Origin of the sequence: Paenibacillus kribbensis (assembly GCF_002240415.1) — a bacterium.
Classification (GTDB): Bacteria; Bacillota; Bacilli; order Paenibacillales; family Paenibacillaceae; genus Paenibacillus; species Paenibacillus kribbensis.
Genome location: NZ_CP020028.1, coordinates 5,109,108 through 5,132,809 on the forward strand (window position 1 = coordinate 5,109,108; position 23,702 = coordinate 5,132,809).

Sequence of the window (23,702 nt, forward strand, 5' to 3'; positions counted from 1 at the left end):
ATAGCTAATAACGGTAAGTGAAGGGGAGATTGACTATGGCAGACACCCGATATATGATCGGCGTCGATATCGGTACGACCAGTACCAAAGCAGTGCTTTTTGAGGAAAACGGCAATATTGCCGCCCAGCATCATGTAGGCTATCCGCTGCATACACCTGAGCCGGATGCGGCGGAGCAGGACCCGGAGGACATTTTCAAAGCCGTGGTGACGACGGTGCAAGAGGTCATGAAACAGAGCGGAGTCCCAGCCGGGCATGTGCTCTTCGTCTCCTTCAGCTCGGCCATGCACAGCGTACTGGCGGTGGACAAAAACGGCAAGCCGTTGACCGCCTCCATCACCTGGGCAGACAACCGCAGCGCCAAATGGGCTGAAGCGCTCAAGCATAAGTACAACGGACACGACATTTACTTACGCACCGGGACGCCCGTTCATCCCATGTCACCGCTGACGAAGCTGATGTGGATCACACGGGATTTACCCGATGTGGCGGCCCAGACGTACAAATTCATTTCGATTAAAGAATATGTATTGGCCCGGTTATTCCATCAATATGTGGTCGATCATTCGATTGCCTCCGCGACAGGTCTCATGAATTTGCAGCAGCTGGATTGGGACGAGGAGGCGCTGCGCATTGCAGGTGTGACGAAGGAACAGCTGTCCGAGCTGGTGCCGACGACTCATGTGCTGCAAGGACTGGATAAGAATTACGCCCATGACATGGGCCTGATGGAAACGACTCCTTTTGTTATCGGGGCCAGTGACGGGGTCTTGTCCAACCTCGGTGTGAATGCAATCAAACCGGGGGTTGTCGCGGTCACCATCGGTACCAGTGGAGCCATCCGTACCGTGGTCGATCAGCCGCTGACCGATGCCAAGGGACGCTTTTTTTGTTACGCGTTGACCGAAAAGCTGTGGGTGATCGGCGGTCCAGTCAACAACGGCGGAATTGTGTTCCGCTGGATACGGGATGAATTTGCAGCCTCCGAGGTGGAAACGGCCAAACGCTTGGGAATTGATCCGTATCATGTGCTGACCCAAATCGCGGAACAGGTAAGTCCCGGCTCCGACGGTCTGCTCTTTCTTCCGTATTTATCCGGCGAACGCGCACCTCTGTGGGACCCGAATGCACGCGGCTCTTTCTTTGGATTATCCCTGCGCCACAAAAAAGAGCATATGATTCGCGCCGCACTGGAGGGCGTACTGTTCAACCTGTATACGGTTATGCTCGCCATGGAAGAGGTGATCGGCAGGCCGTCAGTCATTCACGCCACTGGCGGATTCGCACGCTCGGAGCTGTGGCGTCAGCTTATGGCGGATATTTTCGATCAGGAGGTCATTATCCCCGAAAGTCTGGAAAGCTCCTGTCTCGGCGCAGCTATTCTGGGCTTGTATACCCTGGGACGGATTGACTCACTGGATGCTGTATCTGGTATGATTGGCACCACCCACCAGCATAAGCCTGTGGCAGAGCATGTAGATATTTACCGCGAGTTACTGCCGATTTATATCCGCATCTCACGTAAATTTGAAGAAGAGTTCAAGGATATTGCGGAGTTTCAGGCCAAGTCCCTACAGGCTTTAAATTAATGGAACCTGTTGCAGCCTGGTTGCGTATTACCGTTTCATAAGAACCTGTCTATGTAAGCTGGACAGGATAAGAAGGAGGATTAGACGATGCTCAAAAAAATGCTGCACCGCCTGCTACATTCCACCTCTCATTCTCATAAGCAGCGATACAGCAGCTCAGATCGTTATTACGACCGTAGACGCCATTCTTCATCAGACGGCTACAGGAACAGCCATAACGGGCACCGATATTATAAGGACAAACGTCGCCATTACTCCAGTTCCTAGTCCAGGAATAAGAAACAGCAACAGGATATTGCGATGGAATATATCGGAACACAAGAAGGAACGATAACTCCTTCAATCCTAATAAAGCGAAGATCCTTCTCATCAAGGAGCTTCGCTTTATTGTTATGCACCCTTCTTATGAAGGGCAACATCTGTGCATTTTACAGGAAATCGGCTTTTGCCGAAATTACAGAAACAAGGTTTTAGAGATAATCACCAGCAAAATAAACAGAACCAGAATTGCTCCTACAGAAGTCCAGACTCCTGGACCGTAACCCCAACCCCCTATACCACACATATGACTCATTTACAGCACTCCTTTCGCTCATTTACAGGAGCATTGTATGTAGATCTGGTCAAGTGCGTAAGGGGCATTCCCCCATTTTTACGGCGAATGCCTGGTTATCTCTATAGGCTGGCATTACGGATTAGCCTCCATCTGCTGTAATGCTTCCTCCAGCTCCAGTATAAATTGTCGGCTATGTTCATACCGAGGACCCATCTGAAAAAGCCGCTCCAGCATATGACGCACAGATGGACTGAGCTTCAATTCCTCCTGCCAGCTTCCCGGTGGTTGATCCGGCTGCGGCTCGTAGCTGCTATACAGCATAAAAAGCATCAAGTGACCGACATCATACAAATCGCTATAGACAGCGACGTCCTGTCGCTCAGGCGCGCGCTTGTCCAGCATGGCTTCGGTAAATACATCCTCCTGTCGTTCTCCTACCGCCAGCGCAAGACCAAAGTCGATCAAGTATAGTTTCCCTTCTCGATAAAGCACATTCGGGATGCGGATATCCCGATGGATATAGCCCCGTTCATGCACATGCATAACCCTTTCCATCAGTTCCAGCATGTAGACGATGCATTCCCGCTCTGAAAAAGAACGCTCCTCTTCAAATATAAGATCCTCCAGCGTTCTGCCCGAGATATATTCCATGACCAGGTACATTCCGTTCGGATGCTTTACCCTTTCGAGCAGCTTCGGGATATAGGGATGGTCCATCTGCTGCATGATATCAGCCTCACGCTGCAGCAACTGAACTGCCTTCGCCCGCTTGCTCGGTCTGGGCAACTTGACCGCTACCTCCTGCCCACTCTGCCCATCCTGACAGAGGTAGGTCAGACCATAGCTGCCCATGCCCAGCAGTGAAAGAATACGATACCGTCCGCTTAGTATATCGCCAGGCTGTTTCGGATAATCGATCCATGATTGATAAGTGTTTCGCAACCAAGCAAACATCTTTATGCCCTTTCCTTTACATGCCGCAGCCAATCTCTTTCCATGCGGCTTGTTCTCTTATTCTTTAATTCTTGTGTTGTTCTTGTGTTCCATCATTATACCATCACAATAAAGACCACCAGAGCCATGAAGGTCTGATGGTCTACCAGAAAAATGAAGCTCATGCCTCTCTACGTCTGCGCGGCGCCAACCCGAGCCAGGATAGCAGCGAACTGCGCGATTTGCGCTGTCTGCCCTGATAGGTACGCAAATTGGTAATTAGCTGTCGATCCCGTTCCTCGTCGGCCCGTTCTTTCATCCAGCGTCTCTGATCCTCCAATTGGTTAGAAAGGCTAATATTTTTTTCCACCAAACGGCTATGCTCCGCTTCCAGCACTTCCAAACGACTTCGCATCTCCAGCAAAGCACTTTGCACCATATCCTGCACCTGCGTCATTTCTTGTGACTCTATGGGCTCCTGCAGCTGTAGCTGTACCGATTCTTCTGAAAGTTCCTGTACATTGATTTCATCCTGTAAGCCTGTCGGCTCCAGAGTAGCAGCGGCTTGCGCCTGTACCCTATGCGCATCCCTGCCCTCAGCCGCCGCCAATATCTCCTCCCAGGTTGCAGTCAATGATTCCGCATCCGAGACGGGCGGCAAACGGAATTCTTCTTCCACGACTGGGAATGGTGCGGTCACCCTCTCAAGCACCACCTGTACTGCCTGATCCATCGTCATATGCTCTTCACGCAGAGCTCCCCGCATTACCTTCAGGCACTCGATATCTTCTGGACTGAAAACTCTCGACTGGTTCGCGGAACGCTGAAACACATAGCCCTGCTCCTCCAGTGCTGCCGCATATTTACGAAGGGTACTTGCCCCGATTTTCAACTGTCTGGCCGCTTCCGTCGTCGATCTGCCTTCTTCCATTGATCATTACCTCCCCGGATGGTATGGAAAGAAATAAGCTTGTATATGTACAATTCGCGGAATCAAATGGAAACCCTTTGGCAAAAAAGTTCTAATATTGCGGACTGCTAGGAACCTTTGTCATGGCCGAAGATTATAAAAAAATGCAAGAAACGACACGCGGAAATGCTTCTGATCTATGCAGATTTAGAGCTTTTTTTCGAAACGTCACATAAATGTCATACTCCCAGTATTTTGATGGCACTATTCCTCCCATAAACATATTGTATTTTTTTGTCCATATAGATGATTCCTCAAGCTGAAATTTGAACCACCTTATCCTGTATTTAAGCGAAAACGTCAATTAATTCGCGATTTTGCTGCAATTCATCTTAAAAAAGCAGCTCTTTTTACAGTTTCTTTTTAATTTTGCAGTATACAGGTAAAACAATGAATATTTTCAAAAGATCATCAATATGTTATGTTATGTAACGTAAAATGGATTTCAGACATAATTTGTAGCATATTAACGTTCACTGGAACGAGGAGGAAACATAAATGAAGGGGAAGGCAAGGAAAGTAGCGATTGTCGGCGCGGGAATGGTCGGTTCGAGCTGTGCCTACTCAATGGTCAACCAGTCCATTTGTGACGAAATTATGATGATTGACCGCACATATGACCGAGCCTTGGCACATGCCCTCGATCTATCCCATTGTATGGATTTTACGTCCACACGTACTAAGGTACATGCGGGAACGTTTGCAGATTGCACAGATATGGATGTTGTGATTATAACAGCAGGGGCCAATCCGAAGCAGGGGAAACACGACCGCCTGTCGGTATTGGATGACGCAGTGATTATCACTCGGGAGATTGTAACAGCCATTATGGAGAGTGGCTTCGACGGTATCTTCGTCATTGCAGCTAATCCTGTCGACATAGTGACCTATCTGGTGCAGAGTATTTCCGGTCTGCCGCGCAGCAAGGTGATCGGCACAGGCACCTCTATTGACTCATCCCGCCTCAAGACGCTGCTTTCTGAAGTATTTTCCATCGATCCCCGCAGCGTACAGGGCTATGCCCTTGGCGAACATGGCGATTCCCAATTCGTCGCCTGGTCACACGTCACGATTGGCGGAAAGCCACTCTTGCACATTTTGCGTCAGCATAAAGAGCGATTCAGCCACGTGGATCTGGAGGACATTGCCCGGAAAACGAAGGATGCAGGCTGGGAAATTTTCACCCGCAAGGGCGCTACTTATTTTGGCATAGCCAATGCGCTGGCCTACATTACCCGTTCCATTTTGAATGATGACGGTAAAATTATAGCGGTTTCTACCGTATTGGACGGCGAGTACGGGCACAGCGATGTCTGCACGGGCGTTCCGGCAATCATCGGCAGCGGAGGAATTCAGGAAATCATCGAGCTGGAGCTAAGCCCCGAAGAACAAGCCAAGTTCGACGCCTCCTGCCGTCTCATCAGCGATAATATTCGCGCCATGCCGGGCTTGGTGTAAAAACGTTTATTACGCCGGATTGAACTGTAATATTTCTTTTTCAATCCGGTGGGGATAAACTAGCTATCAAGTCACCACATTCTTTCCAAAGCGAGGTGTTCATATGATATATTTATTTTTCAACCAACTGAACCCCCTTGTCCCCACTCTGCTCATTTGCCCGTTAATTGCTATTATAATCGGGGTTATTTGTTCGTTTTTTCATTCGAGGGTTCTGCTGGCTATAGGTATCGCTTTAGTGCTTCCTCTGTTGTTTATTGCAACAAATATAGCCACTTTTAAATCCAACCTGGACGCATGGGCAATGTACGGGATTATGTATGCCCTGATTACCTATGCTTCATTTAGGATCACTTCACGAACCAGAAGCTGAAACTGTCAAACTCTATATTCCAATTCTGAGATGCCCCTGGAAGATGAAATATTCGAACAGATGGAGGTGAGCCCATGTACCAGCAAGCTAACCTCCTTCATCTGCCCTATATCTCTCTATATCGAAACACCATCAGGCCCGCAAACAAAAACACAACAAAGCTGCCCAGGATCACCGCAATCAGCGTATCGGTTGGCACCATGAACGCCCCAAAGTTGTCTTTTCCGCTCGGCATCATCACCAGCAAAGGCTGCACCCACGGATAATATGGGCCGTAGGTCTGGGAGTTGGCGATCAGAATATTCGGCACGGTGAAGACGAAATTCAATGCAAGCGGTGCGGCAAAGCTGGACCACAGGAAAGACACCATAAGCTGCAACGCAGCCAGCGGCATACAGGCCACCCAGCCTGCGAGCAGACTTTGGACGATCACTGCCCAAGGAATCGGTCCGTTCATACCCTGCATAGCTCCAACACCCAGCAGCGCTCCCCCGAACAATAGCTGGGTCAATCCGACCAAGGCCATAATGATCGTCAACTTGGCCGCGTACAGACTGGTGCGGGATAATGGCAGTGACAGCAGTTGCTTCCAACCGCCGCCCCCATGCTCGAATCGGCAAACCAGGGATCCAAACACGGCGGTCAGCATCGGCATGAACAGCAGCGCATGTACTGTAAGCATGGCAGTCAACAGCTGCAGCCAGTTCCCTCCCGGGTTCGCCAGCAATCCAATCAGGACAGCAATCGCCGGACTGACGAGCGCAAGCAGCCAGACGGGCGATTTAGCCATTTTCAACCGTTCGACTGAAAGCAGCCGTACATATCCTCCGAACATTACGCCACATCCTTTCGGCTAAAATGTACTGCTGTCAGCAGGCTAAGGATTACGCCCATTCCACAGCCGATGGATGCAAACATCCACGCTTGAGGCGCCACCCATGCGAATTGCGGCCAGGCCAGTGGAAACCATTCAGACAGCTGTGAAGCAAACATGCTGCCGATGCCCAGCGTAATGCCCAGTGTTACAGGCAGCGCCTGATTATGGAACGTGACCGTTAGCCACAACAGCAGTACGAGCATAGGCATTGTGCCACCCAAAGGCCAAAATCCGAGCCGCAGCAATTCGCCTATTGGTGCAGGCTCTTCCGCGAAACCAAGAAGCATTCCCAGTCCCCACGTTCCAACCGTCAGGAGCAGACAGGACACGCACAACATTACGATGGCCAGCGTCAGCTTCGCCATATAGACACTGAATTTCGAAATAGGCAAGGCCAGCAGCTGCTTCCAGGAGTTGGACGTATGCTCCACATTCGCCAGCATGGAAGAGACCATGGTGGCTCCTAGCACCAGCGCAAGGGGGACAAACATAGCGATGTTATCCATCAAGGATTCCCACAAATGTCCCTTGTAGCGCGGAATCAGATAGTCATAGCGGAGTCCGAAGTTCAGTCCCTGCATTGCCACCAGCCCAAGAGGGCCAAGGAATACCAGGAACCAGATTCCCTTTCTGCGTGCTTTGAGCAGATCCGCCGTCAGCGCCCGCATCATCATAGGGAGCCCCCTCCTTTGCCCACCACTTGCATGAACATATCCTCCAGCGATTTGCGGCGTTCCTCCACACGATACACGGCATGCGTGTTTTCGACCAATCTTCTAACCAGCAGTGCCACAGCCGCATCATTCATGTTTTCAAAATCCAGTGCTGTTCCGTCCTTTACCGAATGGTAGCCCTGCTCACGTGCAATTAGTTGAGCTGCTTCCGGCTCCGATACAACGATACGAATTCCCCCTGCGGATTCCTGACGAAGATTGTGAATCGTATTTTGGAAGACCAGTTCGCCCTCGCGAATAATGCCGACGGTATTCGCCATCTGTTCCACCTCGCTCAGCAGATGGCTGGATACCAGTACAGTGATCCCCCGTTTCTTGGGCATCGTCTGAATCAATTCGCGCATTTCCTGAATGCCCTCCGGGTCCAAACCATTCGTAGGCTCATCCAAAATAAGCACTTCGGGATTCCCGAGCAGTGCTGCTGCAATGCCAAGTCTCTGCTTCATGCCCAGCGAGTAGCCTTTGACCGGACGTTTGGCGTGTTTGGTCAGTCGAACAACCTCCAATACGTCCGCAATGTTCTCTTTGGGCACATTCAAAATGCGGCGAATGGCCTCCAGGTTTTCAATGGCGTTCAAATGACCATAATACGAAGGATACTCTACCAACGAGCCGACTTTGCGCAAAATATCGAGCTTATGTCTGCGAATATCCTGTCCGAATATACGGATCGTTCCCCGGGTTGGACGAATGAGTCCGAGCAGCATTCGAATCGTCGTCGTTTTCCCCGCTCCGTTCGGACCGAGAAAGCCATAAATATCTCCATGGCCGATTTTCAGGTCCAGTTGGTTAACCGCAGCACGGCCTTTGTATATTTTGCTGAGACCGTTCGTTTCAATAATGTATTCGTTCAAATTCCTCACCTCGGCACCTATCGTAACGTGCCAAGTTTAAAGCTGAGGGACCCTTCGTTTAAGTTTTGCTTAAGAAACGGATTTGTGTCCCGGCAGAGGAACTGACAATATCTCTCTCCAGATTCATTTCACGAGCCAGCAATTCCGTAATCGCCAAGCCGATCCCCGCTCCTTTTTCACAAGACTGGCGCTCCATTCCCGGCCCTTTATCTGCAATAACTAACGCCGATTTTCCGTAATGCTCCTGTACATGAATACCAATATAGTGGCCTGATGCAGCATGGCGAACTACATTTTGGAATAGATTATCCAGCAAACGGCGGAAGCCCTGCTCATCGACCTTCCATACGATACTATGCTCAGGCAGATCGATATCCACCTCAAAGCCTTCCTTTTCCCATACCGGATACCAGCTGGCTGCACATTCCCTCACCAGCCGCAGGATATCGCGTGGTTCGTTATGCAATGTGTATTTGCCACTGGACAGCAGATTGTAGGTGAGCAGGTTATCGATCAGACTCCCAAGGTCCTTTAACTTGTTTTCCATCAGCATAATCGACTGCTTCCCTTTGCTGCTCAGATTTTCCGCATCCAGTGTGTACAGATGACTGCGCACAACCGTAAGTGGTGTCCGAATATCGTGTGACAGATCGGCGACCAGCCTTTTCCGCAGCTCTTCCTCCTGTCGCTCACGTCCACGACTATCTGCCAACTGCTCAACCATCTGATTGAACGCTTCCTCCAGCTTGCCGATTTCATCCGGACGTCCAGTAGTGACGAGAATGGGTAATCCATCCTCTCCTCGCTGCGACATGGCCGCCTGAAGCCGCACCAGTCTGCGCCGAATGCCTACAAAGAACAGGAGAGACACGAATATAAAGCCTGCAAGCATCAATACTATAAAAAAGAGGTAGTACATCAACATACTGCTATCTGTATTCTGCTGTTCAAAGAATGAACGGGGCACTTTTAATACCATGTAGCCCTGATTCACATCTTCTTTGCCGCCGCCAATAAAGGCCACTACTGTGAACGGTCCCTCGTAGCTTGCTTGCTTCATAAAAGCAATAGCCTGCGCCGCACTCCATTGATCGGGGACATCTGATTGTGTAGGGAGCTCCAATCTTGTTTTCCCGGTAGCATCCACCCAAAATATCTGTGAATCGGGAAATATGTCCCGCTGTATTTTGCGCAGATGGGCTGAGATTTGCTCAGATGTGGCTCCTTTCAAGGCTACAGCTTCGCGATGCCAGCTACTTTCGGTACGGATAGTTGAGGGATAGTGTGAGTTTTTAGGCTTGAGATCCATCTGCCAGCTAGACAACATACTATAGATAAGCATCGTGGCAGGCAGCACGATAGGTAGAAGCATCATGGCTACCACAATAATGAGCAGATAGCGAAATAACAGCGAATTTCCAAATCGCCCTCCCTGATCAGGACCTGAGCCAGGACGCAGCCTCTCCCAACCATTACGCGGCCCGTTCATTACGCCTTCACCCGGTAGCCTACACCACGGATCGTCTCAATGATACGGGGATTCGCAGGGTCAATCTCCAGCTTCTCACGCAGGTGCCGGATATGAACCATCAGTGTCTTGTCTCCGTCGATATACGGATCGCCCCACACAGCCTCATACATTTGCTCCTTGGTCATAATCTGGCCCAAATGCCGCAGCAAATAAGCAAAAATATGATATTGCTTGCCTGTTAACGTAATTTCTTCTCCGGTATCACGATTCACAATACGGTTATCAAGTGGGTACACCGTGAGATGCGCCAGTTGTATGGATTCTTCGGGTGCGGCACCTGTTCGACGCAGCAAAACCTCCATTCGTGCAATGAGCTCATCTGGGTGAAAGGGCTTGGTCACATAATCGTCGGCAAAATCCAGTCCTTGCAGCTTATCGTCAATGGAGGTGCGAGCCGACAACATAAGAATCGGGAGCTCCGGGCGCTCTTTCTTGAGCCGCTTGCCAATCGTGAACCCATCCAGGCCGGGCAGCATCACATCCAAAATGACTAGCTGACACGTACGAGCCGCTTCCACAGCCCCATCCCCATTGCGAAGCCACCTTACAGCGTAATTCCGTTCTTCCAGATATTGATGCATCCAAGCACCGATATCCTGATCATCTTCAATGTACAGTACATTTGTTTTCATCATAGGCACCTGCTTATCTTTTTTTCTTAATGTAATGGGCATTATATCATTTATGGTACATAACCCGCCTAAAAAGGTTAATAACTACCTTATACGACATACACTATACGATTTCAAATTTTATGGCTTGTGAAAAAGGAGGCTATTCCATGCTACTGGAAGCGATATACCATCATCCGAAGCGTAATTGGGCTTTTGGCTATGATGATGAAACGATATTTCTGCGGCTTCGCACCAAGAAAAATGACCTGACCACCGTTCACGCTCTCACCGTAGATAAGTACGACTGGGAACGTACCCGGCAGCTTGTTCCGATGTCCAAATTTGCTACCGACGGCAGGTTTGATTACTACGAATGCAGCGTAAAGCCTACTCATCGTCGGCTGAAATATGGATTTTTGCTGGAAGATGGAGAGGAACGGCTATGGATGAATGAGGATAATTTTACTACCGAGGAGCCCAAAAATGCAGATAATCTGTTTCAATACCCTTTTTTGAATCCGATAGATATTCTGAAGCCTCCTGCATGGGTGAAGGATGCCGTATTTTATCAGATTTTCCCGGAACGCTTTGCGAACGGTGACCCCTCCATTAGCCCGGAAGGTGTGGAGACATGGGGCGGCACGCCGCAAAGAGACAATTTTTTCGGCGGGGATCTACAGGGAATTCTGAATCATCTGGATCACCTGAGCAAGCTGGGGATTAGCGCCCTGTATATGACCCCTGTCTTCAAGGCAACGACGAATCATAAATACGATACCGAGGATTATATGGAGGTAGATCCGCATTTCGGGGACGAGGAGATACTAAAGAAACTGGTGGGTGCCTGCCACGACCGGGGAATACGGGTGCTGCTTGATGCGGTATTCAACCATTCAGGGCGTACCTTCAAGCCCTTCGTTGACGTGCTGGAAAAAGGCGAAGCCTCCCCTTACAAGGACTGGTTCCATGTACATAGCTTCCCGCTGGAAGTGGTGGATGGCACACCAACCTACGATACATTCGGGCTGGAGCCAATGATGCCCAAGCTGAACACCGAACATCCTGAGGTGAAAAAGTATTTGCTGGGCGTGGCAAAGCATTGGATCGAAGAGATCGGCATCGACGGCTGGCGGCTGGATGTGGCTGACGAAGTGGATCACGCCTTTTGGCGAGAATTCCGTACGACGGTCAAGCAGGCCAATCCGGATGCGTACATTTTGGGTGAAATGTGGAATGAATCGTCTGAATGGCTGCAGGGTGATCAGTTCGATGCGACGATGAATTATCCGTTCACCTATGCGGTGAATGATTTTTTCGTCAAAAAAGTGACCGACGCCCAAAGCTTCGCCTTTGCCATCGGACAACAGCTGGCCCGCTATCCGCTGCAGGCATCCGAGGTGGCCTTCAACCTGCTGGATAGCCACGACACGCCACGCCTGCTGACGCTGTGCGGAGGTGATAAGCGACTGATGCGGCTGGCCGCCATGTTCCAGTTCACGTACATGGGCGCGCCCTGCATTTATTACGGTGATGAAATCGGCCTGGATGGAGAGGCCGATCCAGGCTGCCGCAAGTGCATGGAGTGGGACACCGATAAGCAGGATCATGAGCTATTCGCCTTTTATCGCGAGCTGATTGCGCTCCGCAAGGCGCATCCAGCCCTCCGTGCTAAGGGCAGCCTTACTTTTCTGGAGGCACAGCCAAAAAGTTCGTCCCTCGCCTACGAACGCCGGAGCGAGGAAGAAGTACTGCTCGTGCTACTCAACCGTTCCGGTAAGGATCACAGTTTTGAACTGGACATTCCCGATCAAGAATGGCAATTAGCCTTTGGCGCAAGCGAGTGGTCCACAAGAGCAAAGGGGTTGCGTGCCGAGCTTCCACCCTACGGCTACGCCGTGCTGAAAGCAGCACCTGTCCGGTCAGTGAAGCCTGCGAAAGAAAAGGATGGCAAAGCCAAAAGAAAGGCATAATGCCTATGTAGGCTCATGCTGGCGAGAGTACCGTACGAGCAAGTCCATACAAGTGAGACCACCAGGAACAGGTTGGAAACCTGTATATCCTGGTGGTCTTTTGATGTTGACGCCTCTAAGTTGGGATTCGTCTCTGAAGAGATATGCTATATGCATATGCTAGAGTAACAAAGCTTGTATCGGCGAATAGTAGATGATAGAGAAAAGAGGCTGATGTGAATTCAGTTGAATTTAGTTCACTGGATACGTTAGTTCGTCCAATCTAGGTTACTCTCAACTTCATATGCTAAACAATCAAGAGAAAAAGGAGGGAACAACATATGAAAACAAAAAGTACATCACTGAAAAAGAAAGCTGCCGCAGGTAAGGGCAGAAAAGTCATCCTTGGCCCAACAAGAGCCCGTGCTACCGGAGACCTCGGCAATGGATTTTTACGCAGTGAATTCAGCCCATTTACCATCGCACCCAATAGTTTTCTCACCATTACTTTTAATGCCGGATCTGGCAGGGTTGTCATCAATGCAGGCTGGACCATCAGCGGTTTGGCCTCGGCATGGCCTACAGACAGCTTCCCGGCTACGGACACTCAATGGATATTGATTATCGAAAATCCAACGAATGTCACTAGAACAGTCACCCCGTACCTAATTACCAAAACACGGTAATTCACACAAAAAGCGAGTGTTTCCATCCATGTAAGAAACCGCTTCAAAGGAACCTTTGAAGCGGTTTTTTCTGCTCTGCCTGAGCCAGTACTTGGCAGGCCATTCAGTTATTTTCCCTATTAACCTCTGCGCGCTTTACGGGACAACAGATTGCCTAAAGACTGAACACCTTGGACAAACAAGACCAGAACGACGACAGTAATCAGCATAACTAACGTATCAAACCTTTGGTAGCCGTAAGAGATGGCCAAATCACCAATCCCGCCGCCGCCGACCGCACCAGCCATAGCCGTGGCGCCAATTAAGCCAATGGTCGCTGTCGTTAACGATAAAATCAGGGAACTAAACGCTTCGGGAAGCAAAAAGTAACGAATGACCTGAAAAGGGGTCGCTCCCATTGCATCTGCCGCCTCCAATATTCCCGGATTAACCTCAAGCAGCGAATTTTCGACCAGCCTGCCGATATATGGTGAAATATATACAATCAGCGGGACAATCGCCGCGCTGGTTCCAATGGATGTATTCACAATCAGACGGGTTAGCGGAATAATCGCTACCAGCAAAATGATAAACGGCAAAGAACGAACGATGTTTATCATTGGATTCAAAACACCGTAAAGCCATTTGTTCTCTAAAATGCCGCCCGGACGGGTGACAACCAGTAAAATACCGATAGGTATACCGATTAACGCACCCATGAATAATGATATGCTGACCATAAGCAGGGATTCATACAATGCTTCCCACAGTTGATCCCAGGTTATCGTGGTTCCTGTAATCATCATAGGTCCTTCACCTCCTGAATATTGACGCCTTTGCTCTTAACAAAAGAAACAGCCTGCTCGACGGCATGCTGTTCACCACGCAGTTGGATCGTCATATAGCCAATCGTCGTTTCTTGTATTTCCGTCATGCTGGCAAACAAGATATTCACATGAACTTCATGCTTTCGAATCAATTCATGCACCACTGGATCGGAAGCAGATTGTCCTATAAATTCCAGCTTGTATATCCGCTGTGATTCTTGCTGTTCGAACGTCCGCAGCACACTTTCCGGCACTTTATCGTGAATCACTGTGCGTACAAAGCTTTGCGTCGTCGGATGCCGCGGCTGCCCGAATACCTCCAGCACGTTGCCCTGCTCAATAATTTCACCCTTTTCCATTACGGCAACCTTGTTGCAAATTCGCTGAATCACCGACATCTCATGAGTGATGATCAAAATGGTGATCTTGTATTCCTGGTTGATTTTGCGAAGCAAATCAAGAATAGACTGCGTGGTCTGCGGATCAAGTGCCGAAGTCGCCTCATCACAGAGCAAAATGGACGGGTTGCTCGCCAACGCCCGCGCAATCCCGACACGCTGCTTTTGACCGCCGGACAGCTCGCTTGGATAGCTGTTCGCCTTCTCAGACAAACCCGTAAACTCCAGCAGCTCCTTTACCCGCTGCTCAATCTTCCGTTTGTTGCGCTTGAGCAGCACCAGTGGAATTGCAATATTGTCGAACACCGTTTTCGATTCCAGCAAATTAAAATGCTGAAAAATCATTCCGATCTTCTTCCTTACCTTCCGTAGCCCCGAGGTCGAATAGGCATTTAACAGCTCCCCCTCGATAAGAACCTCTCCGCTGGTTACCTTCTCCAGACGATTGACCAATCGAATCAATGTGCTTTTACCAGCACCGCTGAATCCGATAAAGCCAAAGATATCCCCTTTATCTACCTTGATATTTATATTTTTTAACGCCTCTATGCTTAACCCTTTTCTTACATAGGTTTTGGATACATCTTTTAGTTCAATCATTACTCCTGGCTCCTTCCGTTCCTTCAAGTATGTAAGATATCACTGAGCTGTTTGTATCCCATTATTGTTTTAGTTCACTAATTCCGAGTATTCTAGTAAGTTTTATAAAGTATACTACTTCGATTTAATATTCATGTCAATACTACAGGGATTGTCAAAAGCCGAGCTCGTCTCAGTTGGGGGCATTTTTTGCATAAATAGGAGTGGTATTGCAGATTCTATGAAATATGTGAAGCATACACACCTTTCCCTAATGGGACGAAAGCGGAGGAACTTACATGAAGCGAATATTAGCCTTGTGGCTATGCGTTGCGGTTATGGGGATGTTAGCAGTTACGGGTGAGCCCCTACTCGCTACCCAGGCTGTTGACGGACAGCCTTATCATTTTGGGTTCAAAAAAAGCAAGGGAGGCGAGCTGCCTTCTATCGCACAAGAGGGCTTTATGCACCTGATTGAGAGACAGGGAGGCATCTTTCTCGGAGATACTACGAAAAAAGAATTATTTCTCACGTTCGACAACGGCTATGAGAATGGATACACGCCCAAAGTACTGGATGTTTTAAAGGCCAAAAAGGTGCCAGCCGCCTTCTTTGTAACCGGGCATTTTGTAAAGGACCAGCCAGCTTTGATGCGCCGTATGGCAAGTGAGGGCCATATTATCGGCAATCATTCTTGGAGCCATCCTGATATGAGCACCATTTCTCCAGCAGAGATCCGGTCCGAGCTGGATCGGGTACGAGATGCATCAGCAGAACTAACTGGACAAAAGGAAATGAAATACGTCCGGCCGCCTCGCGGCATTTTCAGCGAAAAAGCATTGGCCACCTGTCGAGAAGCAGGATATACGAGTGTATTTTGGTCTGTAGCTTACAAGGACTGGGACACGAATATCCAGCAAGGAGCAGACTATGCCTATCAGCAGGTCATGCGTCAGCTCCATCCCGGAGCAGTCATTCTACTCCATTCTGTGTCCAAGGATAATGCCGAGGCCTTGGGTTCGATTATCGACGATGCTCGCAAGCAAGGCTATGAATTCAAAAGCCTGAACGACCTGAAGGTTAAGCATTACCACTAAAGCTGAAGCTGAGTTTGACGAGTCGCTAAATGTTATTAGCCCGATCCACATGTGCCTACGGTAGGCTGATGTGAATCGGGCTTTTTTGGCGAGTATGGAACGCTAGAGATTCGATGCTATTTTAAAATTAGCTTATACACCCTTGCTTCATAAGGGCGCAGCTTCAATTCACGTAAATTCTCCCCTTGTGCCGGTTCGTAGTTAGACAGCAGCATTTCCACTTTGGCAGCAGCGTAGCCATCCTCCTCGGGCCAATGGAACACCGGATCACGGTCAAAGAAATTCAGGATGACCAGCAAATGCTCTTGTCCCAGCATGCGGGTGAATACATACAGTTCTGTATCAAGTGGCAACAGCAGCTTATATTCACCATAAACAATGACCTCATGCTGTTTGCGCAGAGCAATCAGCTTGCGGTAATAGTGAAAAATCGAATCCGGGTTCCTTCTCTCCGTCTCCGCGTTGATGTACGTATAGTTATCGTTCATTTTCATCCATGGATCTCCGTCGGTAAAACCCGCTGCATACCCATCATTCCACTGCATAGGAGTACGTGCATTATCCCGACTTTTTCTCCAAATCGCAGCCATAATCTCTTCCTCCGGCTCGCCTATCTTACGTTGCTGCTCATAATAATTTAACGTCTCCACATCCCGGTAATCATCAATCGACGGGTATGCGATATTGGTCATGCCAATTTCCTCACCCTGATAAATATAAGGCGTACCTTCGAGCATATGTGTGAAGGTTGCCAGCATTTTGGCTGACTCCACACGATACTGTCCATCATTCCCAAATCGTGACAGGGCGCGCGGCTGATCATGATTGTTCAAATAATTGGCGTTCCATCCTTCCAGATGAAGCACAGTCTGCCAACGGCTCATAATCTGTTTCAGCTCCACCAGTGTCCACGGCTTGAATTTCCATTTTTCAGTCCCTTGGCCTTCGGCATCGACAAACATATGCTCAAACTGGAAAACCATATTCAGCTCATGCCGCTGGTCACCTACATAATCAAGCGCTTGCTCCGGGCCCAGACCAGAGGTTTCACCGACAGTCATTAAGGGATAACGCATCAGCACTTTTTCATTCAGCATGCGCAGAAGATCATGCACCTGCTCCAGATTGGAAAAAAGCTGATAGGCTCGCACCCATGTTCTTTTATCGGGATTATCAGCATCCGGCAGTCCTTCAGCTTTGACAATATGGGCAATGGCGTCAAAACGGAAACCATCGATCCCCTTTTTTAGCCACCATTCCACCATACGATAGAGCTCGCCTACCATCTCTTCATTTTCCCAGTTTAAGTCCGGCTGGTGCTCGGAGTACAAATGCATGTAATATTCGTCTGTAAGCTTGTCATATTTCCACACAGAACCGGAAAAATACGATTCCCAGTTGTTCGGATATCCGCCATTTTTGCCTGTTCGCCATATGTAGTAATCCCGCTTCGGATTATCCTTGGATGAGCGTGATTCCGTAAACCACGGATGCTCATCTGATGTGTGGTTTAATACCAGATCCATCATGATTTTGATGCCTCGTTCATGCGCCTTGTGCAGGAGTTCATCAAAGTCATCCATCGTTCCGAACTCATCCATAATGGCATAATAATCACTAATATCGTAGCCGTTATCATGATTGGGCGATTTGTACACCGGGCAAATCCAGATCACATCAATACCCAGTTCACACAGATAATCCAGTCTGGACTGGATACCCTGCAAATCTCCTTTTCCGTCTCCATCAGAATCCTGAAAGCTGATGGGATATATCTGATATACCACAGCTTCCTTCCACCATATTTTTTTAAGCATGTTTCCCTCCTGTAGCTTCTCTGTACATCCAATAGCTTATGCTGTTAACATATACGCAATACCTGCTGGCGAATCGTTATTTAGAGGAATAGGATCAGTGAGGCCATTCTTAAATCAAAGGAGGAATTCATGTGAGACATCGAGCCAAGGAGCCCAGAGATCTGATTGTAGAGTCTGCTGTAATCCCCCCAAATATCCATGTGGATGTGGAATCAGCCACCGAAGGGGGAACCCGCCGCCTGATGCTTAGCGATAACCCGGAGACACTGACCCACGTGACTGTACCTACCGAGCAAGCCACCCTGTGGCATGATGTGGTTCGTACCACAACCCGAACGGTCAAGCACCGCATTTTCGGGTGGCACTACAACAAAATCGGAGGCCCCGTTAAGCTGGGCATTACGGTGGAGAACAAAAATCATGCTGTGCTGGAAGTACGTCATATGGAACGCGCTCTTGAGATTGCGCCTGAGGATGGCAACTGGATTATAGATGTCGGGCAATCCATTGCCAAAAGCTGTTTGGCGGGTACGATGAAACGTCGGAAGCCCGTTGACCGTCATAAATTCGGCAGAGGCACCGCCCTGTTGGAGGAATTCGAGCTGCCCGAAGGATCGCTGGCCGGATTCACTTACGACTTCACGGTGGAATATGGCGAAGGCCACGGTACGCTGGACTACGTCATTCGCACCGTGATCAGCAAGGACACACGGGTCGACCTGCGCCAGATTCATACGGATGCGCTTCCGCCCGTACCTCCACCACAGGCGCATCCACGGGGGGCATGGTCCTTTTCCGAAACGAATGCGCGGATGCCAGCGTACGTGGTAGGGCAAAGCGCCAATTATCGGGCGTGTGCCACTAAAAAACTGAACGGCGAGACTCCTGCCGATCTGCTGTTTACCGGGGCACGCAGCGAGCTGGGCCCCGCGCTGGACAACCGTGGACAATTCGGCACCATATACAATGCGACCATTCCCATCGTTAATAACAGTGACAAGGTACGTACCGTGCGGATTTATGCGAATCCACGTGGGGGTGCATTCGCCGGGTCTGTACGCATAGACAATCGTGTATATGGTATTCCTCTGCTGCAAGATAATACCAAGGTATGCCGATTGGCTGATATCAGCGTTCCGCCCGGCAGGTCCAGCTATGCTCTCAGCTTCATGGTCGCAGGCAGTGCAACTACGCCGCTAGGTCTGTACGTTATCACGCTATAGTTATACTCATGATGACTGCTTCGTCATTAGCGTAAAAAAAAGCGCGAGTTCAAGGGTTATTTCCCCCTATAACTCGTGCTTTTTGGATTATGCTCGCCCATTTGAGCAGGTTATGAATAGTTGTTCTTTAGTTGCCCAAACACACTTGATACCGCTCTATTTGAACCGTTGGACCTGCCTCGAAGGCATAATGGTCAACTCCGGAATGTTGACATGCTCCGGCTGCTCCAGTGCATAAAGGGCGGCTTCTGCAACATCATCAGGATGCAGCGGTAAAACGCTCGAAGCAAACGCCCGAATCTCCTGCTCGGGATATCCGGCCACCTGCGAAAATTCCGTCGCCACCGCCCCGGGGTGAATCGCAGTTACACGAATTCCTTGCGTACTGGTCTCCAAACGCAATGCGGAGGCTATGGCGCTAACGCCGTACTTGGTAGCGCTGTATAGTCCTCCTCCGGCAACCACTTCCTTCGCTGCAATAGAGGAGACAATGACAACATCCCCCTTGGCCTGTTCCCTCATTGGCTGAAGCCCATACTTCAGTGTCAGGACAAGACCGTGCACATTCGTCTTGTAAAGCTCCTCCCATCGTTCCAGGTCCACTTCTGCCAGTGGGCTTCGATACCCGAAGCCGGCATTGGCAACAATAATGTCAAGCCGTCCCCAGTGTTCAAGAATGGCATGGACCGCCTGCTGTACATCTTCAGCTTTTTGGATATCGGCAGGTATTGCCATGACCTCGTACAATCCCTCTTGGTGCAAGTCGCGAACCAATTCGTCCAATCGCTCCTGACGACGTGCCAATACAGCTACATATGCGCCTCGCTTTGTCAGTTTTCTTGCAATCGATGCCCCAATGCCGCTGCTTGCGCCTGTTACCAAAGCTACTTTATCGGCTAGGCTTTCCTTCCCTTTCCAGGATAAATCCAACTCATCCAATATCATGTTAAACCCTCCCCAAGCTTATTTGGTTAAAAGCACGCGATGAACGCCCTGGCTGCCTCCAGGAGCTGTGCCTATATATAAATATCCGTCATGGTTTACAGCCGTAGTTACGCCATAAAGCGAGCCTGCAGGATCATGCCAGCTTCCGATGAGTTTCCCCTGCGAATTAAGCTCCACAGCAAGCCCATGCTTCACAGGTGCGCTTGCACCGCTAAGCAGCGATTGAGGCAATTTGGCCATCATCCCAGCCAACCACGGGCTTCCATGCATCTGATCTACAAAGGGAATACGTGTCGTGAAGAGACCGACCCAGAAATGGCCTTGATAATCACGCGTAATGTTATCCGGAAAACCGGCGAGATTATCCGCAAAAATATCCGAAGTCCCCTTCTTCGGCCCTTTGAGCCAGTATCTGGTCAATTGGTAGTGATACGACTCTGCCACAAGCACAAAATCTTCGTCCGCAGACAAGGCAACCCCGTTCGCAAAATAAAGGCCCTCCAACATAACTGTCGTCTGCTTGGTCGCCGGATCATATTTCAGCAAACGTCCATGTGGCTTGTTCTCGGCGATTTCTTTGAAGGTCACTCTGCCATAATTGGAGGTGTCAGAAAAATAAATAGTGCCATCTTTAGCAATATCTAGCTCATTGGCCAAATAGATCGGTGTGCCGTCGACTTGATCGGCCAACACCGTCACGTTCCCGGAAGGATCTACAGATAGCAGCCCCTTCTGGACATCCGTAACGATCAGATTTCCACTAGCGTCAAACATAAGTCCATTGGGTGTTCCTTTGGTATCTGCATATAGCTGGGCCTTTTGCGGATTGCCCTTTCCATCAAAGGCAACCTTATAAATTTTCCCGTCGGAGTCTCCCGTATATAAAGTGCCTTCCTTGTCAAAGGTGATAAATTCCGGAAACTTAGGGGCATCTGTAACAAGCTCTGCGGAGCTGAGTTTGTTGTTTTGTTGCCATGGACCCGCTTGTTCAAAAGAGGGGGCCGAAGGTGCAAGCCATTTTGCAGGCTGGACAGGGGAAGGGATGAGCATAAAAATAACCACTCCCAGAAAGATTACCGCCAGCAGCGATAATCCGGTTCTGCGTACCCATTTACGCGGTTTCTTATTCTTTCTTCCTTGAGATTCTTTGATGGACAAATCAGGTTTACTGGGCATGAGTGCCTCCTATGTGATGTGAATAATATTTATATTTGAACGACGATTTTACCGAAATACTGTTTTCCTTCAGCCAAAAGTGCAAAGGCTTCACCGATTCGGTTGAGCGGGAATACCCGGTCGATGACAGGATGTAGCTGATGGTGGGAAATGGCACGATTCATGTTTTCGAAATGTTCCCTGTTACCGACTTGACTGCCACGAATCGTCGCAGCCTTCTGCAAAATGCTGGTGACATCGAACTCAGGAATGGTCAAGCCCGATAAGAATCCGATCATGCTCACAGTCCCTCCGGTACGAAGTGCATTGATGGATTGTGCCATTGTTGCCGCTCCCCCCACATCCAGGACATGGTCGACTCCGCCGCCTGTCAGCTCCAGAGCCACCTTATCCCACTCGGGAACTTCCGAATAGTTTATTGTCTGCCATGCGCCGAGAGCTTTTGCCCGTTCCAGCTTGTCATTGCTGCTCGATGTGATAATTACCCGTGCTCCTGCCATCAGAGAGAATTGAAGCCCAAAGATGGAGACACCGCCTGTTCCTTGCAAGAGCACCGTATCCCCCGCTCGCAGCCCGCCGGATTCCATCAGCATGCTCCATGCGGTTAATGCCGCAATTGGCAAGGTGGAAGACTCCTCCCAAGTAAGGTGATCCGGAATGGCGACGACCCCTTCTTCATGTAGAACGATATATTCAGCCGCCACTCCGCTGAGCGGGCCTCCCAGACTGTCCTTTAATACCTCCGCTCTCGTGCTCCCGCCAATGAATTTCTGTTGTAAATTTCCCGCTACCCTTTGTCCAATCTGAAATTTTGTCACTCCTTCGCCCACAGCTACAATTTCACCCGCTCCATCGGATAACGGAATGAAGGGAAATTGAATGCCGATCGGCATTACTCCATTAAGTATTACCAAATCTCGATAATTAAGAGACGCTGCCCTTATGCGGATCAGAACCTCCAGCCGTCCCGGCACCGGTATGTCGAGCTCCGTCAAGGTTAATTCTTCAAAGCCAAAACCGTTTTTAAGTTGCACTGCTTTCATTTTGGTTGTCCTCCCTGCAATGTTAAATTTTTTACCCATTATAGATACAGTGTATTATACAGGAAACAATGTTTCCTGTATAATACACTGTATCTATTTATCTTCAAAACGTCAATATTTACTTTAAAAATAAAACGCGTCGTAAAACTGCCTCCGCTTTTTTAACGTTTCTTACCAAGTAAAAATTGGAGGCAGGGTCACTTTCGCTTGCCCATAACTTGCTCAGGTAGGCAAGCATGAACCAAAAAACGCGAGTTGCAGAGGTGGAATAACCTCTGCACTCGCGTTTTTTACATTAATGGTGATATAAACACTGTCAATACAGTTAAAATTTTGCCTATGAGACAGACCCATTTAAGCTCCACATTTTATAGAACGTGCTTCTGACTACACTACTCTACTAAGCACAAAATTGGAGGGCGGGCCAGACTCCGGCTTGCCAAACAAATAACCCTGAGCCAGGGACACACCTGCTTCACGACAAAATTCAAAATCCTCCATCTGCTCAACGCCTTCAGCCAGCACCTGGCCGCCAAAGCGCGAAGCCGATTCCACGATCCCCGTAATTTGTCGCTGCTGATCACTGTTGCGATGACAACCATCAATTAAACTTCGATCAATTTTGACATAATCCGGCTGGAGGCAATTCATAAGCTCTGTCGTAGAATAACCCGCCCCCACATCGTCCAGTGCCACTGAAACTCCTCGTGTACGATATTGTTCAAAAATTTGATGCAAAACATTCAGGTCGTCAATTTCTTCCGTCTCTACGACCTCAAACACAAAATCCTCCGTATTCATGGACAACCGATCAATCGTCTCAAAGGTATGATTCAAGCAATAGGCCGGATTATAGATGGTTGAAGGGAGAAAGTTAATAAACCGTTTAATCCCCGCAGGGAGACATGCTGCACTTTTTTCAATAGCGGAAATACGAGCCAAGCGATCCAAATGAGCATGCAAGCCGGCTTCACGGGCAATTTCAAACAGTCGAAAAGGCTGAAAGGGCCGCTCCGAATGTGACGGACGCAGCAAGAACTCAAACCCGATAATGTTCAGGTTGTGGTCAACAATAGGCTGCATGTGGCTTGAAAAGCTTTTGTCCCTAATGATACTCATCATATCCGCGTGTTGAATTCTGGCTTGCAATTGGCTAAATAGAAGCCAGTCCTCATATCCTTCCACATGATTCAGTCCGATCGCCACAGCCTCCATATGTAGGAGCCATTCCTGGGGAAGACGAGCCAGTCCGTTAACCAGCTGCTTCAGCTCTGAATGGCTGTCATACTTAAACACTATTCCGTCCTCGCAGCATTGTTGCGGTAGTATACCCAAGCCATCTAATGCCAGATTAAGCGACACCCTGGGGTGCCTGATCTTCAGCAATCCTTGATCTCTAATAGGTAATATGATGCTGCAACTGCTGCATGTCATAATGGTCCTCCCTGGGAACAATTTTCCGGTTTTTTCACCATTATATCACAAATATCTAGA

22 protein-coding genes are annotated in these 23,702 nt (G+C 49.1%); 7 read left to right on the top strand and 15 right to left on the bottom strand.

The window, feature by feature from the left end; genetic code table 11:
* The first annotated feature begins 35 nt into the window (after window positions 1–35).
* Both gntK and B4V02_RS22775 read left to right on the top strand, forming a co-directional pair.
* Window positions 36–1,589, top strand: a complete 1,554-nt coding sequence (gene gntK / locus B4V02_RS22770; RefSeq protein WP_094156529.1) for a gluconokinase — start codon at window positions 36–38, stop codon at window positions 1,587–1,589.
* An 87-nt stretch (window positions 1,590–1,676) separates the two neighbouring features.
* Entirely contained in the window at window positions 1,677–1,856 is a 180-nt protein-coding gene (locus B4V02_RS22775; RefSeq protein WP_007428491.1) for a hypothetical protein, read from the top strand.
* A gap of 187 nt (window positions 1,857–2,043) precedes the next feature.
* Here B4V02_RS22775 and B4V02_RS26295 read toward each other — a convergent pair whose 3' ends face one another.
* The 3 genes from B4V02_RS26295 to B4V02_RS22785 all read right to left on the bottom strand — a co-directional run bounded on the left by B4V02_RS26295 (window position 2,044) and on the right by B4V02_RS22785 (window position 4,009).
* Entirely contained in the window at window positions 2,044–2,163 is a 120-nt protein-coding gene (locus tag B4V02_RS26295) for a YjcZ family sporulation protein (RefSeq protein ID WP_208618692.1), read from the bottom strand.
* Window positions 2,164–2,277: 114 nt separating this feature from the next.
* Window positions 2,278–3,099 (bottom strand): serine/threonine protein kinase, encoded by an 822-nt coding sequence (locus B4V02_RS22780; RefSeq protein WP_094156530.1) that lies wholly within the window; start codon window positions 3,097–3,099, stop codon window positions 2,278–2,280.
* Between the two features lie 160 nt (window positions 3,100–3,259).
* Window positions 3,260–4,009, bottom strand: a complete 750-nt coding sequence (locus B4V02_RS22785) for a MerR family transcriptional regulator (RefSeq protein WP_094156531.1) — start codon at window positions 4,007–4,009, stop codon at window positions 3,260–3,262.
* 537 nt (window positions 4,010–4,546) lie between these two features.
* Here B4V02_RS22785 and B4V02_RS22790 point away from each other — a divergent pair.
* A complete protein-coding gene (locus B4V02_RS22790; protein ID WP_094156532.1) occupies window positions 4,547–5,506 on the top strand; it encodes an L-lactate dehydrogenase in 960 nt (319 codons plus the stop codon).
* Between the two features lie 479 nt (window positions 5,507–5,985).
* Here the strand turns inward: B4V02_RS22790 and B4V02_RS22795 are convergent, their stop codons facing one another.
* The 5 genes from B4V02_RS22795 to B4V02_RS22815 are packed head-to-tail and all read right to left on the bottom strand — an operon-like array spanning window position 5,986 to window position 10,507.
* A complete protein-coding gene (locus tag B4V02_RS22795) occupies window positions 5,986–6,714 on the bottom strand; it encodes an ABC transporter permease (RefSeq protein ID WP_094156533.1) in 729 nt (242 codons plus the stop codon).
* Entirely contained in the window at window positions 6,714–7,430 is a 717-nt protein-coding gene (locus tag B4V02_RS22800; RefSeq protein WP_094156534.1) for an ABC transporter permease, read from the bottom strand. The genes B4V02_RS22795 and B4V02_RS22800 overlap by 1 nt, the downstream gene beginning before the upstream one ends.
* Complete coding sequence (locus B4V02_RS22805) at window positions 7,427–8,344, bottom strand: ABC transporter ATP-binding protein (RefSeq protein WP_094156535.1); 918 nt, start codon at window positions 8,342–8,344, stop codon at window positions 7,427–7,429. The genes B4V02_RS22800 and B4V02_RS22805 overlap by 4 nt, the downstream gene beginning before the upstream one ends.
* Window positions 8,345–8,402: 58 nt before the next feature.
* Complete coding sequence (locus tag B4V02_RS22810; RefSeq protein WP_094156536.1) at window positions 8,403–9,833, bottom strand: sensor histidine kinase; 1,431 nt, start codon at window positions 9,831–9,833, stop codon at window positions 8,403–8,405.
* Complete coding sequence (locus tag B4V02_RS22815; RefSeq protein ID WP_094156537.1) at window positions 9,833–10,507, bottom strand: response regulator transcription factor; 675 nt, start codon at window positions 10,505–10,507, stop codon at window positions 9,833–9,835. The genes B4V02_RS22810 and B4V02_RS22815 overlap by 1 nt, the downstream gene beginning before the upstream one ends.
* Before the next feature lie 149 nt (window positions 10,508–10,656).
* On the opposite strand from B4V02_RS22815, the gene B4V02_RS22820 reads away from it, so the two are divergent.
* Together B4V02_RS22820 and B4V02_RS22825 are read left to right on the top strand one after the other, a co-directional pair.
* Entirely contained in the window at window positions 10,657–12,459 is a 1,803-nt protein-coding gene (locus tag B4V02_RS22820) for an alpha-glycosidase (protein ID WP_094156538.1), read from the top strand.
* Between the two features lie 320 nt (window positions 12,460–12,779).
* Window positions 12,780–13,124: a hypothetical protein gene (locus B4V02_RS22825; protein ID WP_094156539.1), complete on the top strand. Its 345-nt coding sequence runs from the start codon at window positions 12,780–12,782 to the stop codon at window positions 13,122–13,124.
* A 119-nt stretch (window positions 13,125–13,243) separates the two neighbouring features.
* Here the strand turns inward: B4V02_RS22825 and B4V02_RS22830 are convergent, their stop codons facing one another.
* Window positions 13,244–13,909, bottom strand: coding sequence for a methionine ABC transporter permease (locus B4V02_RS22830; RefSeq protein WP_094156540.1), 666 nt, complete (start codon window positions 13,907–13,909; stop codon window positions 13,244–13,246).
* Window positions 13,906–14,928 carry a methionine ABC transporter ATP-binding protein gene (locus tag B4V02_RS22835; RefSeq protein WP_094156541.1) on the bottom strand — a complete coding sequence of 341 codons (1,023 nt, stop codon included), beginning with the start codon at window positions 14,926–14,928 and terminating at the stop codon, window positions 13,906–13,908. Before B4V02_RS22835 ends, B4V02_RS22830 begins: the two co-directional genes overlap by 4 nt.
* A 278-nt stretch (window positions 14,929–15,206) precedes the next feature.
* Between B4V02_RS22835 and pdaA the strand changes: the two genes are divergently transcribed.
* Window positions 15,207–16,004, top strand: coding sequence for a delta-lactam-biosynthetic de-N-acetylase (gene pdaA, locus B4V02_RS22840; RefSeq protein ID WP_094156542.1), 798 nt, complete (start codon window positions 15,207–15,209; stop codon window positions 16,002–16,004).
* Between the two features lie 116 nt (window positions 16,005–16,120).
* On the opposite strand, the gene B4V02_RS22845 is transcribed toward pdaA, so the two are convergent.
* Window positions 16,121–17,821 (bottom strand): glycoside hydrolase family 13 protein, encoded by a 1,701-nt coding sequence (locus B4V02_RS22845; RefSeq protein WP_094156543.1) that lies wholly within the window; start codon window positions 17,819–17,821, stop codon window positions 16,121–16,123.
* Between the two features lie 131 nt (window positions 17,822–17,952).
* On the opposite strand from B4V02_RS22845, the gene B4V02_RS22850 reads away from it, so the two are divergent.
* Entirely contained in the window at window positions 17,953–19,044 is a 1,092-nt protein-coding gene (locus B4V02_RS22850; protein ID WP_094156544.1) for a hypothetical protein, read from the top strand.
* Window positions 19,045–19,200: 156 nt separating this feature from the next.
* Here B4V02_RS22850 and B4V02_RS22855 read toward each other — a convergent pair whose 3' ends face one another.
* The 4 genes from B4V02_RS22855 to B4V02_RS22870 form a co-directional block, all read right to left on the bottom strand.
* Window positions 19,201–19,989: an SDR family oxidoreductase gene (locus B4V02_RS22855; RefSeq protein ID WP_094156545.1), complete on the bottom strand. Its 789-nt coding sequence runs from the start codon at window positions 19,987–19,989 to the stop codon at window positions 19,201–19,203.
* An 18-nt stretch (window positions 19,990–20,007) separates the two neighbouring features.
* Complete coding sequence (locus B4V02_RS22860) at window positions 20,008–21,165, bottom strand: SMP-30/gluconolactonase/LRE family protein (RefSeq protein ID WP_094156546.1); 1,158 nt, start codon at window positions 21,163–21,165, stop codon at window positions 20,008–20,010.
* A 29-nt stretch (window positions 21,166–21,194) separates the two neighbouring features.
* Window positions 21,195–22,208 carry a zinc-dependent alcohol dehydrogenase family protein gene (locus B4V02_RS22865; RefSeq protein ID WP_094156547.1) on the bottom strand — a complete coding sequence of 338 codons (1,014 nt, stop codon included), beginning with the start codon at window positions 22,206–22,208 and terminating at the stop codon, window positions 21,195–21,197.
* A gap of 387 nt (window positions 22,209–22,595) precedes the next feature.
* On the bottom strand, window positions 22,596–23,642 hold the full coding sequence (locus B4V02_RS22870) for an EAL domain-containing protein (protein ID WP_094156548.1): 1,047 nt from the start codon (window positions 23,640–23,642) through the stop codon (window positions 22,596–22,598).
* Window positions 23,643–23,702: the final 60 nt, after the last annotated feature.